The organism is Pseudomonas sp. WS 5051, assembly GCF_012985715.1.
GTDB lineage: Bacteria > Pseudomonadota > Gammaproteobacteria > Pseudomonadales > Pseudomonadaceae > Aquipseudomonas > Aquipseudomonas bubulae.
In genome coordinates, this window is record NZ_JAAQWV010000005.1 from 21,503 (window position 1) to 38,133 (window position 16,631).

General features: G+C 59.2%; 14 protein-coding genes and 1 pseudogene. 10 read left to right on the forward strand and 5 right to left on the reverse strand.

The genetic code is table 11. From position 1 onward, the window contains the following. Window positions 1-73: 73 nt before the first annotated feature. From dsbD to HBN79_RS09535, 4 genes are all read left to right on the forward strand, one after another. Window positions 74-1,816 (forward strand): protein-disulfide reductase DsbD, encoded by a 1,743-nt coding sequence (dsbD, locus tag HBN79_RS09520; RefSeq protein ID WP_095039345.1) that lies wholly within the window; start codon window positions 74-76, stop codon window positions 1,814-1,816. Further along, entirely contained in the window at window positions 1,817-2,689 is an 873-nt protein-coding gene (locus HBN79_RS09525) for a TlpA disulfide reductase family protein (protein ID WP_169916650.1), read from the forward strand. Beyond that, the gene (gene dsbG, locus HBN79_RS09530) at window positions 2,668-3,441 is read left to right on the forward strand and encodes a thiol:disulfide interchange protein DsbG (RefSeq protein ID WP_095002739.1); all 774 of its coding nucleotides are present in this window, start codon (window positions 2,668-2,670) and stop codon (window positions 3,439-3,441) included. Before HBN79_RS09525 ends, dsbG begins: the two co-directional genes overlap by 22 nt. 204 nt (window positions 3,442-3,645) lie before the next feature. Continuing rightward, window positions 3,646-4,194 carry an RNA polymerase factor sigma-70 gene (locus tag HBN79_RS09535; protein ID WP_095002740.1) on the forward strand — a complete coding sequence of 183 codons (549 nt, stop codon included), beginning with the start codon at window positions 3,646-3,648 and terminating at the stop codon, window positions 4,192-4,194. A gap of 21 nt (window positions 4,195-4,215) precedes the next feature. Here the strand turns inward: HBN79_RS09535 and HBN79_RS09540 are convergent, their stop codons facing one another. Continuing rightward, on the reverse strand, window positions 4,216-5,007 hold the full coding sequence (locus tag HBN79_RS09540) for an ABC transporter substrate-binding protein (protein WP_095018980.1): 792 nt from the start codon (window positions 5,005-5,007) through the stop codon (window positions 4,216-4,218). A gap of 189 nt (window positions 5,008-5,196) precedes the next feature. Here HBN79_RS09540 and HBN79_RS09545 point away from each other — a divergent pair, with 189 nt between their 5' ends. Continuing rightward, entirely contained in the window at window positions 5,197-5,739 is a 543-nt protein-coding gene (locus HBN79_RS09545; RefSeq protein WP_169916651.1) for an exonuclease domain-containing protein, read from the forward strand. A 79-nt stretch (window positions 5,740-5,818) separates the two neighbouring features. Continuing rightward, the gene (locus tag HBN79_RS09550; protein WP_016780320.1) at window positions 5,819-6,100 is read left to right on the forward strand and encodes a pyrimidine/purine nucleoside phosphorylase; all 282 of its coding nucleotides are present in this window, start codon (window positions 5,819-5,821) and stop codon (window positions 6,098-6,100) included. Window positions 6,101-6,223: 123 nt separating this feature from the next. On the opposite strand, the gene HBN79_RS09555 is transcribed toward HBN79_RS09550, so the two are convergent. Then, window positions 6,224-7,981 carry an ABC transporter transmembrane domain-containing protein gene (locus HBN79_RS09555; RefSeq protein ID WP_169916652.1) on the reverse strand — a complete coding sequence of 586 codons (1,758 nt, stop codon included), beginning with the start codon at window positions 7,979-7,981 and terminating at the stop codon, window positions 6,224-6,226. 252 nt (window positions 7,982-8,233) lie between these two features. On the opposite strand from HBN79_RS09555, the gene HBN79_RS09560 reads away from it, so the two are divergent. Further along, window positions 8,234-8,410 (forward strand): PA1571 family protein, encoded by a 177-nt coding sequence (locus tag HBN79_RS09560; RefSeq protein WP_165446486.1) that lies wholly within the window; start codon window positions 8,234-8,236, stop codon window positions 8,408-8,410. 92 nt (window positions 8,411-8,502) lie between these two features. Here HBN79_RS09560 and pdxB read toward each other — a convergent pair whose 3' ends face one another. Further along, window positions 8,503-9,645 (reverse strand): 4-phosphoerythronate dehydrogenase PdxB, encoded by a 1,143-nt coding sequence (pdxB, locus tag HBN79_RS09565; protein ID WP_095002744.1) that lies wholly within the window; start codon window positions 9,643-9,645, stop codon window positions 8,503-8,505. Window positions 9,646-9,819: 174 nt separating this feature from the next. Between pdxB and HBN79_RS09570 the strand changes: the two are divergent. Continuing rightward, window positions 9,820-11,219 (forward strand): annotated as a pseudogene (locus HBN79_RS09570) (MATE family efflux transporter). A 118-nt stretch (window positions 11,220-11,337) separates the two neighbouring features. Here the strand turns inward: HBN79_RS09570 and tusA are convergent. Then, on the reverse strand, window positions 11,338-11,586 hold the full coding sequence (tusA, locus tag HBN79_RS09575) for a sulfurtransferase TusA (RefSeq protein ID WP_095002746.1): 249 nt from the start codon (window positions 11,584-11,586) through the stop codon (window positions 11,338-11,340). Window positions 11,587-11,600: 14 nt separating this feature from the next. Then, window positions 11,601-12,680 carry a 23S rRNA (cytidine(2498)-2'-O)-methyltransferase RlmM gene (gene rlmM / locus HBN79_RS09580; RefSeq protein ID WP_095018984.1) on the reverse strand — a complete coding sequence of 360 codons (1,080 nt, stop codon included), beginning with the start codon at window positions 12,678-12,680 and terminating at the stop codon, window positions 11,601-11,603. A gap of 204 nt (window positions 12,681-12,884) precedes the next feature. Between rlmM and acnA the strand changes: the two genes are divergently transcribed. Further along, window positions 12,885-15,629, forward strand: a complete 2,745-nt coding sequence (gene acnA / locus HBN79_RS09585; RefSeq protein ID WP_095020214.1) for an aconitate hydratase AcnA — start codon at window positions 12,885-12,887, stop codon at window positions 15,627-15,629. 173 nt (window positions 15,630-15,802) lie between these two features. Beyond that, a complete protein-coding gene (locus tag HBN79_RS09590; protein ID WP_095018986.1) occupies window positions 15,803-16,594 on the forward strand; it encodes a CPBP family intramembrane glutamic endopeptidase in 792 nt (263 codons plus the stop codon). The last annotated feature ends 37 nt before the right edge of the window (window positions 16,595-16,631 follow it).

Genomic DNA, 16,631 nt, shown 5'->3' on the forward strand with positions numbered 1-16,631 from the left:
TCTCGCGTATTAACACTCGGTTAATCAACGCCCGCCAAGGTGTGGCGTATCCGTACACTCCAAGGTTGGGCGCATGTCTCGTTTGTTTTTCTTTCTCCTGCTGCTGGTCGCCGGTTTTAGCCAGGCGCATGCCAGTGAAGATCCGTTTGCACAAAAGCCGGACTTCCTTCCGGTCGCCAAGGCGTTTGTGTTCAGCAGCGAAGATCTGCCCTCTGGTGAAACCCGCCTGCAGTGGAAAATAGCCGACAAGTACTATCTGTATAAAAAGCGCTTCAAGTTTGACGGGCTGGATGCCGCACACACACCCGAGTTGCCTAAAGGGCTGGAACACAGCGATGAGTTTTTTGGCGCCACAGAGGTGTATCGCGACAACGTTGCGCTAGTGATTCCGGCAGGTGCCAGCGGTCAGGTCAAGGTCAGCTGGCAAGGCTGCGCCGATGCCGGCCTGTGCTATCCGCCACAAAGCCGGACCATCGATTTGGGCGGCATGCAGTCTGCCGCAGCGCAGGGTCAGGCCCAGGACCAGTCGCTGGCGGCCACCTTGCAGCAGCGCTCCCTGGGCTGGAGCCTGCTGCTGTTCTTCGGCCTGGGCCTGCTGCTGGCCTTTACGCCTTGCTCGCTGCCCATGCTGCCGATTCTGGCCGGGCTGGTGGTGGGCAGTGGCGCCACGGCCGGGCGCGGTTTTGCCGTGGCCGGCAGTTATGTGATCAGCATGGCGCTGGTGTATGCCGGGCTGGGCGTGCTGGCGGCCCTGCTCGGCGCCAACTTGCAGGCGTTGCTGCAACAACCCTGGTTGCTGGGTAGTTTTGCTGCCCTGTTCGTAGTGCTGGCACTGCCAATGTTCGGTTTTTTTGAACTGCAACTGCCTGCCGGCCTGCGTGACCGCCTGGAAAGCGCCGGGCGTGGCCGCAAGGGCGGCAGCTTGCTGGGTGCGGGTATTCTGGGTGCCCTCTCTGGCCTGCTGGTGGGCCCCTGCATGACCGCACCGCTGGCCGGTGCCCTGTTGTATATCGCGCAAAGCGGCAACGCCGTTGAAGGTGGCCTGGTGCTGTTTGTGATGGGCCTGGGCATTGGCGTGCCGTTGTTGCTGCTGGTCACCGTGGGCAGCCGTTTCCTGCCCAAGCCCGGTGCGTGGATGAACCTGATGAAAGGCCTGTTCGGCTTTTTGTTCCTGGGTACTGCGCTGTTGCTGGTACGCCCGGTCCTCGATGAATCCTTGTGGGTCGGTTTGTGGGGCGTGCTGCTGGTCGTTCTGGCGTCCAGCCTGTGGCAACAGGCACAGGCATTCCTTCGCGCCAAACCGCTGTTCCGCCCGCTCAGCCTGCTGGCCGGCCTGTGGGGCAGCCTGTTGCTGGTGGGAGCGGCCGGGGGCGGGACCGAGCTGTGGCAACCGCTGCAGGTGTATACCGCCACAACCGTGGCGGGCAGCACGACAAACTCCGCCCATGACGCCTTTATCACCCTCAAGGACCCGGCCAGCCTGGACCGCGAGCTGGCAGATGCCAAGGCAGCAGGCCAATGGGTGATGCTCGACTACTACGCCGACTGGTGCGTGTCATGCAAGGTCATGGAGAAGCAGGTATTTGCCAAACCCCAGGTGATGGATGCCCTGCAAGGCGTGCGCCTGTTGCGTCTTGACGTGACCGCCGATAATGTCGCCAGCCGCGAGCTGCTCAGCCGCTATCAAGTACCCGGCCCGCCCAGTTTTGTCTGGATCGGCCCCAATGGTGTTGAGCGGCGCGGACAACGCATCACTGGCGAAGTCAACGCCCAGACCTTTTTGAATAACTGGAACGCCACTCGGGAACTCCTCTAAATGCTGACCCTGACCATCGGTTCGTTTGCGCTGGCCATCAACCACTTGCTGCTGATACTGGCCCTTGCCCTGGCGACACTGGTGGGGTGGCGTGTGGCCAAACGCGGTGGTGAAAACCCCGAATCAGTGCTGTTCAGCCTGTTCTTACTGGGTTTGCTGAGCGCACGCATCGGCTTTGTGCTCAGCTACTGGCGCTACTTCAAGGACGACCCGCTGCAAATTCTCGACCTGCGCGATGGCGGTTTTTTACTGTGGCCGGGGTTGGTGGCGGTACTGCTGGGTGGGCTTATCTGGGGCTGGCACCGCGTCGGTTTGCGTCGCCCGCTAGGTTGGGGGCTGGCCAGCGGGCTGGCGTTCTGGCTGCTGGCCAGCCTGTCGTCCAGCCTTTACGAAAAAGGCACGCGCCTGCCGGAAATGGTATTGCGCAATGCCAATGGCGAGTCGGTGCAGTTGAGCAGCTATCAGGGCGGCCCGCTGGTGATCAATCTGTGGGCCACCTGGTGCCCGCCGTGCCGGCGCGAAATGCCGGTGCTGCAAAACGCCCAGCATCAACATCAAAACGTGACCTTCCTGTTCGTCAATCAGGGCGAGAGCATGCAGAGCGTCAGCACCTTCCTTGAAACCCAGGGTCTGAACCTCAGCAACGTGCTGTTCGACAGCGGCGGCCAGTTGGCACAAAAAGTCGGTTCGATGGCCCTGCCGACTACGCTGTTCTACAGCGCTGATGGTCGACTGCTGGGCAGTCATTTGGGCGAGCTGTCAAAAGCCAGTCTGGCCCGGGCCATGGAGCCTTTCAATCTGAACCATTCAATGTCGGCCCAACAGGTCGACCCTGCAAGGAATGAGCAAAAATGTTTAACCGCAAACTGCTAACCCTGGGCATGGCCTCCCTGCTGGGAGCTGCGCTCCTGCAATCGCCTGTATTGCAGGCAGAAGAGCTGCCGCCGGCGATCAAGAAGATTGAAGCCAAGGGTGCAAAAATCATTGGCAGCTTCGATGCTCCCGGCGGCTTGCGTGGCTATGCCGCCCAGTACCAGAACCGTGGCATGGCGCTGTACCTGACCCAGGACGGTAACGTTCTGGTGGGTAATCTATATGATGCCGACGGCAAAGACCTGAGCCTGGCGCCCCTGCAGAAGCTGGTGTACGAGCCAATGGCCAAGCAGGTCTGGGGCGAAATGGAGAAGAGCAACTGGATTGCCGACGGCAAAGCGGATGCACCGCGCATCGTGTACTTGTTCAGCGACCCCAACTGCCCGTACTGCAACATGTTCTGGGAGCAGGCCCGCCCTTGGGTTGACTCGGGCAAAGTGCAATTGCGCCATATCATGGTGGGCATCATCCGCGAAGACAGCCCGGCCAAATCTGCCGCCCTGCTGGCCGCCAAGGACCCGCAGCAAGCCCTGCACGAACACGAAAAAGCCGGCAAGGCCAGTAGCCTCAAGCCCCTGGCCAAAATCCCGGCTGACATTCAAGCCAAGCTCGATGCCAATGCCAAGTTGATGGAAGAGCTGGACGTGGCCGCCACCCCGGCCATTTTCTACCAGGACGCACAAGGCAACCTGCAACAGCAGCAAGGCGCGCCATCGCCGGAGAAACTGGTCCAGATCCTGGGGCCCAAGTAAAACCCGAGGGCTGCGATCGCGCTACAAAGCGTTCGCAGCCCACGCCGATGCTGGCGTGAGGCATGTCTCAGTTCATCACCTGCAGCGCTATTAATTCTATTTCTCAATTGACAATCATTATCATTAAGCCTAGCTTGTGAACAGCTGTGTAGGACGCCTCCCACGAAGAGGTCCTCACTCACTCATTCGCAGCAGGTGATCTCCATGACGGAACCAATGTCCACAGGCAAGTGCGACTCACCCCTACTTCAAGCCTTTGTTGATAACCGACTGGTCCTGGTCAAAATCGCAGCCCGCATAACGGGCTGCCGATACCGGGCTGAAGATGTGGTTCAGGATGCCTTCTTCCGTTTGCAGTCCGCGCCGCAGATCACTTCATCGTTCAAGGCACAACTGAGCTACCTGTTCCAGATCGTGCGTAACCTGGCAATTGACCACTACCGCAAGCAGGCGCTGGAGCAAAAATACTCCGGCACCGAAGAAGAAGGCATGAACGTGGTGATCCACGGCGCCTCCCCGGAAACCTCGCTGATCAATTTCTCGACTCTGGAACATATCGCGGTGGCACTCACCGAGCTGCCAAGCCGTACCCGTTATGCCTTCGAGATGTATCGCCTGCATGGCGTACAGCAAAAAGATATTGCCAAGGAACTGGGCGTATCTCCCACCCTGGTCAACTTCATGATCCGCGATGCCCTGATCCATTGCCGCGCAGTGTCGGGCACCCACGCAGATACCTACGCGCGGCGTTGATACAACCGGGCTTGCACCTTCCTACATCTCAACCACGGCAATTTTGTAAGGCGCAAAAATCGCCTTCAACTGGCCGTTGTCGCGCAGCTTTTGCAGCATTTGTGCAAACTGCTGACTCTGGATCGGTGCCTGTGGCCGCAGCAGGGCGAAGTGACGATAAGTCTGATCGATACGCTCTGACACCATCACCTGCGCCTTGGCCTGCGGGTCGCAGCCCAGCATGTCGATCAGGTTGGAACGTGTCATCAAGGCAATATCCGCCCGCCCCCTCAAGACCATCAATAAATTGCTTTCGTGGGAATAGGTCAGGGTTGCGCCGAAGGTCTCGGTGAGAAATTTCGGCGAGGCGTTGAACCCGGCAAAAGCATAGTGATAGCCGCTGTACAGGGCGAGGCGCTTGCCCTTGAGGTCATCAAAATAGCCTTGTTCACGGTCAGGATGCTGCCGGGCAACAAACACTTCAGCGTCTTCCAGGCCCATATCAACTGCAGCATAGGAGAACGCCTGCCAGCCCCAGGCCGGGTTCTCGAACATCAGCATGTCCACCCGCCCACGCTCGAAGTCACGCACACGCCGGGCAATGGAACTGGGCACAAGGACAAAGCGGTAGTCGCCTTGCAACTGGTTGAGGGCTGCAAGCAGTTGCGACAACAGGCCCGTGTCGGTGCCGCGCTCGGGACGTACGATATAAGGCGGAAAGTGCGCAGCTCCAACCCTGATTTCCTGAATCGCCCACACCGGTGCCAGCCAGCCCATTCCCAGGGTCAGCAACAGGCTGTGGGCCAATTGAATTGGCGAACACTTCAAAACCATACACACCTGACGCCGTTCATGGCTGGAACTTATTGATCGACACACGACCTGAGATCGGGCACGCACACCATTAAAGCGCATATAGACTAGCAAGCAAGGGGTCGACTGGCCCACTACAAAATAAGCACCGTGCTCAGTGTTTTAGCTACGCTCCAACTTCAACGCCGATGCTGTTAAAGGAAGCTGCACATGCCTCACTGCCTGGTAATTGACCTGGAAGCCACTACCGATGATGGCGGCTGGCCCCTGGAGGAAATGGAAGTGATCGAAATCGGCGCCAGCGTGGTCACCCGCGCAGGTCGTGAGGTGGATCATTTTCAGCGATTTATTCGCCCGCAACGTCGTCCGCTGTTGACCCCTTTCTGTCGGCAACTGACCCGTATCACCCAGGCCAAGATTGATGCCGCTGCATCGATGCCTTTGGTTTGGGAGCAATTTGAACGCTGGCTCGGCCAGCACTTGCCCAAGCTTGAAGGCTGGGCCAGCTGGGGCGAGTACGACCGAAAACAACTGGAACAGGAATGGCAGCACAAACAACTGCACAGCGCCCTGCAGCAATTGCCGCATATGAACCTCAAGCAGCAATTTGCCAGGGCCCGCCAGTTAAAGCAGCCGCTGGGCCTGAACAGCGCGTTGCAACTGGCCGGAATGCAATTCAATGGTCAACAGCACCGGGCCCTGGAAGATGCCCGTAATACTGCGCGTTTATTGCCGCTGGTGCTCAAGGGGTGACGGCCATAAAAGGGCGTGACGGGATAAAACCGCTTCTGCATACTGGCCAGCCCTTTTTAGCCCATTCCGAGGAATCGCCATGTTTAAAGTCAACGAATACTTCGACGGCACCGTCAAGTCGATTGCCTTCGCCCAAACCGAAGGCAAGGCCACCATTGGCGTCATGGCTGCAGGTGAATACGAGTTCGGCACCGCCGAGCGTGAAATCATGCACGTGGTCTCGGGCGAGCTGAGCGTCAAGTTGCCGGGCAGCAGCGAATATGAAACCTTCAAGACCGGCAGCCAGTTCAACGTGCCGGCCAACAGCAAGTTTCAGCTCAAGGTCGCAGTGGATACCGCCTACCTGTGTGAGTACCGCTAAATCTCCCTCTGGCAGCAACTGTCTTGATGCTGCCATGTGGGAGCGGGCTTGCTCGCGATACAGACGACCCGGTCTGTCTGTTGAATCGCGTTGATGCCATCGCGAGCAAGCCCGCTCCCACAGCTACACCCCTACGTTGAACTGCAACGCCGCCAAGCGTGCATACAGCGGGTTGGCGGCGATTAATTGGGCATGGGTGCCGATGGCGACCAGCTTGCCCTGATCCATTACCGCGATACGATCAGCGTTTTGCACGGTGGCCAGACGGTGGGCAATCACCAGTGTGGTACGGCCTTGCATCAGGCTCGGCAAAGCCTGCTGGATCAGATGCTCGCTTTGGGCATCCAGGGCACTGGTGGCCTCGTCCAGCAACAGGATCGGCGCATCCACCAGCAACGCCCGGGCAATCGCCAGACGCTGGCGCTGACCGCCCGACAAGCCCAGGCCACCATCACCCAGGTGAGTTTTATAGCCCTCAGGCATTTGCAGGATAAAGTCGTGGGCGTGGGCAATTCGCGCCGCCGCTTCGACTTGCTCATCGCTGGCAGCAGCATTGCCATACCGGATGTTGTCTTCAATGGTGCCGAAAAACAGCGCAGGTGTTTGCGCCACCAGGGCAAAACAACGACGCAGGTCTTGCGGGTCAAGCTGAGTGATCGGCTGCCCTTCAAGCAGGATTTGCCCTTGTTGCGGATCGTAAAAGCGCAGCAACAAGTCGAACAATGTTGACTTGCCCGCCCCGGAAGGGCCGACCAGCGCCAGGGTTTCTCCCGCATTGATCGTCAGGCTCAGGCCATCGATCGCATGGCTTTCGGGCCGTGAAGGGTAAGAAAAGCGCAAGTTTTCAAGCTGCAAATTGCCCTTCACCCGTGCGGGTAACACGCGCAAATCCGTGCTCGGTGGCAGGATCAAGCTTTTCGCCTGCAACAGCTCGGCAATTCGCTCGGCCGCGCCCGCCGCCTGTTGCAACTCGCCAATCACTTCGCTCAGGGTGCCGAATGCGCTGCCCACCACCAGGCTGTAAAACACAAAGGCGGCCAGCTCGCCGCCGGTGATGCGCCCGGCGATCACGTCCATGCCGCCGACCCACAGCATCACCCCCACGGCGCCCAGCACCAGCAAGATCACCAGCGTGATCAACCACGCCCGTTGCAGGATGCGTTTGCGGGCAGTGGCAAACGCCTGCTCCACGGTACTGGCAAAGCGTTGCTGGTCTTGCTGTTGATGGTTATAAGCCTGCACCGTCTTGATCTGGCCCAGGGCCTCGGCGACATAACTGCCGACATCAGCGATACGGTCCTGGCTCTGGCGCGACAGACTGCGCACCCGGCGACCAAAAAACAGGATGGGCACCAGCACCAGTGGCAAGGCCACCACCACGATACTGGTGAGCTTGGGGTTGGTGACAAACAACAGCACCACGCCGCCGATCACCATCAGGCTGTTGCGCAGGAACAACGACAGCGATGAACCGATCACCGACTGCAGCAAGGTCGTATCCGTGGTCAGCCGCGACTGGATTTCCGAGCTGCGGTTGTTCTCGTAGAACCCCGGGTGCAGACCGATCAGGTGATTGAACACCTGGCGCCGAATATCGGCGACCACCCGCTCACCGATCCATGACACCAGGTAAAAGCGCACGAAAGTGCCCACTGACAAGCCCAGCACCAGCAACAGAAAAAAGCCGATGGACTGGTTTAGCAAATGCGCTGACTGGGTCATGAAACCCTTGTCTACCAATAGACGGATGCCCTGCCCCATCGACAAGGTAATACCCGCCGTAACAATCAGCGCCAACAGGGCGCCAAGAACCTGCCAACGATAGGGTGCAATAAAATGCGCTGCCAGACGAATGGCGCGGCGATGACGGGAAGAAAGCATGGGAGGGTATCCGCAGTGAGGATCAGCGTAAAAAGCCTTACACAGCCTACAACGAAGTTCGCCTAAAACCGGTAAATCTTTCTCACTCGTTTTGAATATGACCTGTCACCACAAACCCTAGACAGTAATGTTCTAAAGTCGGGCTGGAAGTTTCAGGATATTTCTGTTGGACTGGGGTAGTCGCCAAGTTTGTAACAGCTTGGTCATTAAGCGGATCTACAGTAGCGCTACACCCTGATGAGGAGACAGGCCATGGATTTGCAACAGAACGCTCAAGCCGTACCGGTGATTCGTACCCAGCCACAGCAATCTCTGGGGTGCGCGTTTATCGACGAGAATGGTCAGGAGATCCTGATCACCGAGGCGATGATTCAGGACGCCTGCCATGAGCTGGAGCAACGCCTGGTCACGCCATCACGCAAGGGCTGATCCTTGCCAACAAGACCCTGTACATGATTAAACAGCATTCGCGTCACTGACCGGCCTTACTGCGTAGGGCCGGTTTTTTTAGGCCTGCACATTCAGACCGGCACGGCGCCCAAGGCTTTTACCAGTTGCTTCAGGGCCACTGAATCACCCGCTATATGCACCGGCAAGCCTTCAATTTCGCGGCGAATCGGGTAGTTTTTGCGCAGTCCGTCGAATGCCAGCTTTTGCTCCTGGACGGTTCCACTCAAACTGCGGCGAAAGTCGGCATCGTCACGGCGCGGGTCGTACACACCGCGACAGAGCATGGCCAGGGCCCATGCCGGGTCGCTGTCAGCACTCAGTTCAACCTTGGCCAGCCAGGGGGACGGCAGCAGGTCGGCCAGTTTGACTTCAGGGCTATGCCCCAGAAAATCGCACAATGCCTGATAAATCTGTGCCGTACCCCGCTGTTTGCCATCCAGGCTGTAGCCGGCAATATGCGGGGTGGCCAGCACGCACAGATCCGCCAGTTCGCGGTCTACTTGCGGCTCACCCTCCCATACATCGAGTACCGCTTGCAGATCATCCCGGCGGGTCAAAACTTCACGCAGCGCGGCATTATCCACCACCGGGCCGCGGCTGGCGTTGATCAGCCAGGTACCCGGTTTCAGCTGTTCCAGCCGCTGCTGATCAAGCAGATGCCAGGTCGGGTAATCGCCGGTCCTGTCCAGCGGCGTATGCAGGCTGAGTACATCGCACTGCTCGATCACGTGCTCAAGGCTGACATAGTCACCGCCCTCGGCCGCCGCCCGCACCGGGTCGCAAACCAGCACATTGAAACCCAGTGAACGCAAGACGTTGACCAGGCGACCGCCCACTTCACCGGCACCAATCACGCCGTAGGTGCGCTGGGTCAAGTCGGCGCCTTCGATTTCAGCCAGCGTCAGCAGGCTGCCGAGCACGTAGTCCACGACGCCACGGGCATTGCAGCCAGGAGCACTGGACCAGTGGATACCAGACTGCTGGAAGTAATCCAGCGCCAGGTGATCAGTGCCGATGGTGCAGGTTCCGACAAACCGCACTGCACTGCCTTCGAGCAGCTCGCGGTCCACTTTGGTCACCGAGCGCACCAGCAAAACATCGGCATCGTGAACGTCTGCACGGTTGATCTGGCGCCCCGGCAAGCGGCGTATTTCACCGAAGTCAGCAAAAAATTCTTCGATCAGCGGAATATTTTCATCAGCAACAATCAACATGGCAGGCTCCTTTCGCGGAGTGGCAGTGTAGGCGTTGTTACGCGCAATGGGCCAGCCGGGTGTGCAGGTACTTGCGGGCACGCTTACAAAGGGCCTACAACTCGCTATTAACTGACCACATGGTCAGGCGTACAATCCCCGGCTTTGCGCGTTTAACCCTGTGGATACAAGCCAGTGAACTCTGTGACTCACCCCCCCTCTTCCCTCCCTGTCAGCCGCCCGGCCCGGGTACGCACCGAGGTGCGCGCGCTGTTGGCGCTGGCATTTCCCATCATCATTTCGCAGATCGCAACCACGGCCATGGGTTTTGTCGATGCCGTGATGGCCGGGCGCGTCGGCCCTCGGGATCTGGCCGCCGTGGCACTGGGCAACTCGATCTGGGTTCCGGTGTTTTTGTTGATGTCCGGCATTCTGCTGGCGACCACGCCCAAGGTCGCCCAGCGGTTTGGCGCCAATGCACACGGCGAAATCGGCCCCATCGTACGCCAGGCACTGTGGCTGGCACTGATTACCGGCCTGTGCGCAGCGTTGATCCTGATCGCGGCCGAGCCGCTATTGCATCTGATGAAGGTCGACCCTGAACTGATCACCCCCAGCATGGGTTACCTGCACGGGATCGCCAGCGGCATGCCCGCCGTGGGGCTGTATTGCGTGTTGCGTAATTTCAGCGATGGCCTGGGAAAAACCCGGCCAAGCATGATCCTGGGGCTCAGTGCCCTGGCACTGAATATCCCGATCAACTACATCTTCATCTATGGCCACTTTGGCGTCCCGGCCATGGGCGGCGTGGGCTGCGGCTGGGCCACGGCCATTGTGATGTGGTTTATGGCTCTGGGCATGGTGGTCTGGACGTTCAGAGGGGCCATCTACCAGTCGAGTAAGGTCTACAGCCATTTTGAATGGCCAAAATGGGCGATCCTCAAGCGTTTGCTCAGTGTGGGCTTGCCGATTGGCATCGCGGTCTTTGCCGAATCAAGCATTTTTGCGGTGATTGCGCTGTTGATCGGCAGTTTGGGGCCACGGTGGTGGCGGGCCATCAAATCGCCCTGAACTTCAGTTCGCTGGTCTTTATGATTCCATACTCACTGGGTATGGCGATTACCGTGCGCGTGGGTCAGGCCCTGGGCCGCCAGCAACCGCGCGAGGCACGCTTTGTAGCGGGCGTGGGCATGGGCACCGCACTGGTCTGGGCAGCGATTTCCGCCAGTCTGATTCTGTTGTTGCGTGAGCAGATTGCCACCGTCTACACCGCCGATCCCATGGTGATCGAGGTGGCGACCATGCTGTTGATGTTTGCTGCGCTGTATCAGTTTTCGGACGTGATCCAGGTCACCGCTGCCGGTGCCCTGCGCGGTTATCAGGACACACGAGTGACGATGATCCTGACCCTGTTTGCCTACTGGGGGATTGGTTTGCCGGTGGGCTACGCCCTGGGGCTGACCGACTGGTTCGGCCCGGCCAATGGCCCGAGCGGGCTATGGCAGGGCTTGATCGTTGGCCTGACCTGCGCGGCACTGATGCTGGGTGTGCGGTTGGCGCGCAGTGCGAAAAAACATATCCGCCGCCGCACATAAATGCGGTGGCAGCGGGCTTGCCCGCGATGGCATCAGCGTGGTTTGCCTGACAGACCGTGGCGCCTGCATCGCGAGCAAGCCCGCTCCCACAAGACCGGCGCAATTGCTATGGGCGCCGTCAATCCTGCTTCTTGCGGATCCAGTACAGGTACGTGCCCGCCTCTTCCTGCTGGCCCACCAGCTCATGGTCCAGAAACACGCAGAACTTGGGAATGTCGCGGCGGGTCGAAGGATCCGTCGCAATGACTTTCAACAAGCCACCCGGCGCCAGGTCGCGAATATATTGGTGCAGCATCATCACCGGCTCCGGGCAGTTCAGGCCGGTAGCGTCCAGGGTGCCGTCAACCGGCAGGTCGGTAAAACTCATCACTTACTCCCCGATCAGCGAGATTTGGTTTTTTTAACGTCCAGTCGACGCAAATGGCAGGTCACTTCTTCACGGTCGTGGTACAGCTGCTTGCAGCCGATTTCAACCTGAATGCCGCGTGCCTTGAAACCGTCTGCAATACGGTCGAGCAAACGGCGTACTTCGGCGTAACGCTGTTTCATCGGCAGCTTCAAGTTGACTACCGCTTCACGGCAATGACCTTCACCAATCCACTCTTCGAGCATGGCCGCATTGCGCGCCGGTTTCTCCACAATATCGCAGACCATCCAGTCCACCGGCTGCTTGGGCTTGAAGGTAAAGCCATCGGCCATCAAGTGCTGCACCAGACCGGTATCCATCAGGCTTTCAGCCATAGGGCCATTGTCGATGGCAGTCACGATCATGCCACGGTTGACCAGTTGCCAGGTCCAGCCACCCGGCGCAGCGCCAAGGTCAACACCGGTCATGTCGCTGTGCAGGCGCTCGTCCCACTGGTCGCGGGGGATAAAATGGTGCCAGGCCTCTTCAAGCTTGAGGGTTGAACGGCTAGGCGCTTCGCGGGGGAATTTCAGGCGCGGGATGCCCATGGGCCACATGGCCGAGTTGTTGGCCGGGGCCAGGCCAAGAAACACTTCACGACCACTTTTAAACGTCAGCAGCAGGCGCGGTTTGCTCCCGTCCTCTTCTTCAGTCAGTTTGCCGGCCTTGATCAGCGCTTTGCGCAGATGACCGTCGAACTTTTTGCAGAAGTTGGACAGTTCCTTGCCGTCATTGGTGTCGACGATTTCCAGCCACAGGCTGCCACACACCGGGAAGTCGGCCATGTGTTCGAGGATCACGCTGATCCGGTCGGTCTCCGGCAGCTCGACAAAGCCGCCACGAGCCCATTGACGCGGGAAAATCAGTTCGGCAAAACGCAAGCTGTTCATCAGCCGTTCAGCGCCGCCCTCTTCAGTGCACACAAACTCGGCACAGGCAGTGCCAGGCTTGGCCTTGGCGTAGCCAGCCACATTAAGGCGGGCGGCGTGCTCGGCGATTTCCGAGCAGACTTCGCCTTCAAACCCGGGCCGGCAGTGCATAAAAACGGTGTTCATTGAATTACTCCTGGGCAGCGGGCAGGAATTGCCCGGCTGCGCATCCTTGATTTGGCGCAAGGACTGTCACGAAAAGGTCGGCATGATAGCCGAGTTCGGAACCTTGAACCCGCATAGACAGTCCAGTTATTAGCCACAGCCCCTAATCAGAGCTAGGTTAGAAGCTCTGCTTGTGCCACGTGATCCGTCTAAAGGAGTCATTTCATGTCCTCCCTCGATAGCCTGAACACCCTAGCCACACTAAAAGTCGACGATAAGACTTATCACTATTTCAGCCTTGCCCTCGCCGCCAAATCACTCGGCGATTTGAGCAGGCTACCCATGTCACTCAAAGTGCTGCTGGAAAACCTGCTGCGCTGGGAAGACGGTAAAACCGTCACCGAGCCCGACCTCAAAGCTCTGGCCGCCTGGCTCAAGGCACGGCGCAGCGACCGGGAAATCCAGTACCGCCCTGCGCGGGTGCTGATGCAGGACTTCACCGGCGTACCGGCAGTGGTCGACCTGGCCGCCATGCGCGCCGCCATGGCCAAAGCCGGGGGTGATCCGCAACGTATCAACCCGCTGTCCCCCGTGGACCTGGTAATTGACCACTCGGTGATGGTCGACCGGTTTGCCAGCGCCAGCGCCTTCGAGCAAAACGTCGATATAGAGATGGAGCGCAACGGCGAACGCTATGCGTTTTTACGCTGGGGTCAAAATGCCTTCGACAATTTCAGCGTGGTCCCACCCGGTACCGGGATTTGCCATCAGGTGAACCTGGAATACCTGGGCCGCACGGTCTGGACCAAGGATGAAGACGGCCGCACCTACGCCTTCCCCGACACCCTGGTAGGCACCGACTCCCATACCACCATGATCAATGGCCTGGGTGTGCTGGGCTGGGGCGTGGGCGGCATTGAAGCCGAAGCGGCCATGCTGGGCCAGCCCGTGTCGATGCTGATCCCCGAAGTCGTGGGCTTCAAGCTCAGCGGCAAGCTCAAAGAAGGCATCACCGCCACCGACCTGGTGCTGACCGTGACGCAAATGCTGCGCAGCAAGGGTGTGGTCGGCAAGTTCGTAGAATTCTATGGCGATGGCCTGGCGGATCTGCCGCTGGCCGACCGTGCCACGCTTGCCAATATGGCCCCGGAATACGGCGCCACCTGCGGGTTTTTCCCGGTGGATGAGATCACCCTGGATTACCTGCGTCTTTCAGGCCGCCCAGAGGCCACAGTCAAACTGGTCGAGGCTTACTGCAAGGCCCAAGGGCTATGGCGGGTCGCAGGCCAGGAGCCGGTTTTCAGCGAAACCCTGGCCCTGGACATGGGCACCGTCGAAGCCAGCCTGGCCGGGCCAAAACGACCGCAAGACCGGGTTGCACTGCCCGATGTCGGGCAAGCTTTCGACGACTTTCTCAGCCTGCAATTCAAGCCGGCCACTAAAAAAGAAGAAGGCCGCCTTGAAAGCGAAGGTGGCGGCGGTGTTGCCGTGGGCAATGCCGACTTGATCGGTGAAGCGGACTACAGTTACGAAGGCCATACCTATCGCCTGAAAAACGGCGCTGTGGTGATTGCCGCCATTACTTCCTGCACCAACACCTCGAACCCCAGTGTGATGATGGCCGCAGGCCTGGTGGCCAAAAAAGCCGTCGAAAAAGGCCTGACACGCCAACCGTGGGTCAAGACGTCGCTGGCACCGGGCTCCAAGGTAGTCACCGATTATTACGCGGCCGCCGGCCTGACCCCGTACCTCGACCAGTTGGGCTTTGCCCTGGTGGGCTACGGCTGCACCACCTGTATCGGCAACTCTGGCCCCTTGCCCGAACCCATAGAAAAGGCCATTACCCAGTCCGACCTGACCGTGGCTTCAGTGCTGTCTGGCAACCGCAACTTTGAGGGGCGCGTGCATCCGCTGGTGAAAACCAACTGGCTGGCCTCACCACCCCTGGTGGTGGCCTATGCCCTTGCGGGCACAGTACGCATTGATATCAGCCGTGAACCGCTAGGGACCGGAAAAGACGGCAAACCGGTGTACCTGCGCGATATCTGGCCCAGCCAGAAAGAAATCGCCGACGCCGTGGCCCAGGTGACCACAGGCATGTTCCACAAGGAATACGCCGAGGTGTTTGCCGGCGACGAACAGTGGCAAGCCATCGAAGTGCCGCAAGCCGCAACTTATGTCTGGCAAGAGGACTCGACCTACATCCAGCATCCGCCGTTCTTCGACGAAATCAGCGGGCCACTACCGGTGATTGCCGACGTCAAAGGCGCAAACATCCTTGCGTTGCTGGGCGACTCGGTCACCACCGACCATATTTCCCCGGCCGGCAATATCAAGGCTGACAGCCCCGCCGGGCGCTACTTGCGCGACAAGGGCGTAGAACCACGGGACTTCAACTCTTACGGCTCGCGGCGTGGCAACCATGAAGTGATGATGCGCGGTACCTTCGCCAATATTCGCATTCGCAACGAAATGCTCGGCGGCGAAGAAGGCGGCAATACGATCTACATCCCCACCGGTGAAAAACTGCCGATCTTTGACGCGGCCATGCGTTACCAGGCCTCAGGCACTCCGCTGGTGGTGATAGCCGGCCAGGAATACGGTACTGGCTCAAGCCGCGACTGGGCGGCCAAGGGCACCAACCTGTTGGGGGTCAAGGCGGTGATTGCCGAGAGTTTCGAGCGCATCCACCGCTCCAACCTGGTGGGCATGGGCGTGCTGCCCTTGCAGTTCAAGCTCGATCAGAACCGCAAAAGCCTGAACATTACAGGCAAGGAAACCCTGGATATCCTCGGGTTGACCGGTACCGAACTGCAACCGCGAATGAACCTGACCCTGGTGATCACCCGCGAGGACGGCAGCCAGGAAAAAGTCGAAGTGCTCTGCAGGATCGATACCCTTAACGAGGTGGAATACTTCAAGGCCGGAGGGATTTTGCACTATGTGCTGCGTCAGCTGATTGCTTCATAGACGCACCTCAACCTTGTGGGAGCGGGCTTGCTCGCGATTCGGACTACACGGTCTGTCAGCCAGGCCGAGGTGATGCCATCGCGAGCGAGCCCGCTCCCACAGGGCCACGAATCGTTATACTTGCGCACCCCGGACTGGATCCGGGGTGTTTTTTAACGATTGCAAGGATTCACATGATTGCTTTGCCCTGGCCTTATCTGGCACTACTGACCCTGGGCTACGGCCTTGCCCTCAGCTACGGGCAATTAGGCGCTCAAACCCTCATCGCGCTAGCCTTGTTGACTGTCAGCGGATTTGCCGTTGTGCAGAACAAAAGCCATTTGCTGCGCTATGCCGGGCATGCCTTGTTTGTGCTGCTGGCGCTGGCGCTGGCCTTGCACTGGCTGCCAGGTTTCCATAACGGTCGCGCCATCACCCCCACGCGACTGACCCCTGATGCCGTGCCCTTCTCGATGTACTTCAACCTGGACAAACCGCTGATTGGCTTCTGGCTGCTGCTGGTATGCCCCTGGATAGCACCGCGCTTTGCCTGGCGGGTATCCCTGGGGGCCACTGCAATGGGTCTGGCCCTGGCCGCCATTGCAGCGCTGGGCGGAGCAATGCTGTTGGGCATGATTGCCTGGGCACCGAAATGGCCTCATCAGAGCACCCTCTGGCTGCTGAATAATCTACTGCTGGTCACCCTGGTTGAAGAAGCGCTGTTTCGCGGTTACATCCAGGGCGGACTGAGCCGCAAGTTCAAGTTGCTGCCCCATGGGCAGAGCATTGCGCTGGTGCTGGCCTCGATACTGTTTGGCCTGGCCCATGCACCCGCCGGCTGGCAATGGATGCTACTGGCCGGGCTGGCCGGTGTCGGTTACGGCCTGGCCTACCGCTTTGGCGGGCTGGGTGCGGCGATCGCCACCCACTTTGGCCTCAATGTGCTGCATTTCCTGTTTTTTACCTACCCGATGCTCGCCCCCTGAAGGCCAGGGGCCTGAAATATAAATTAAACAATTCCTT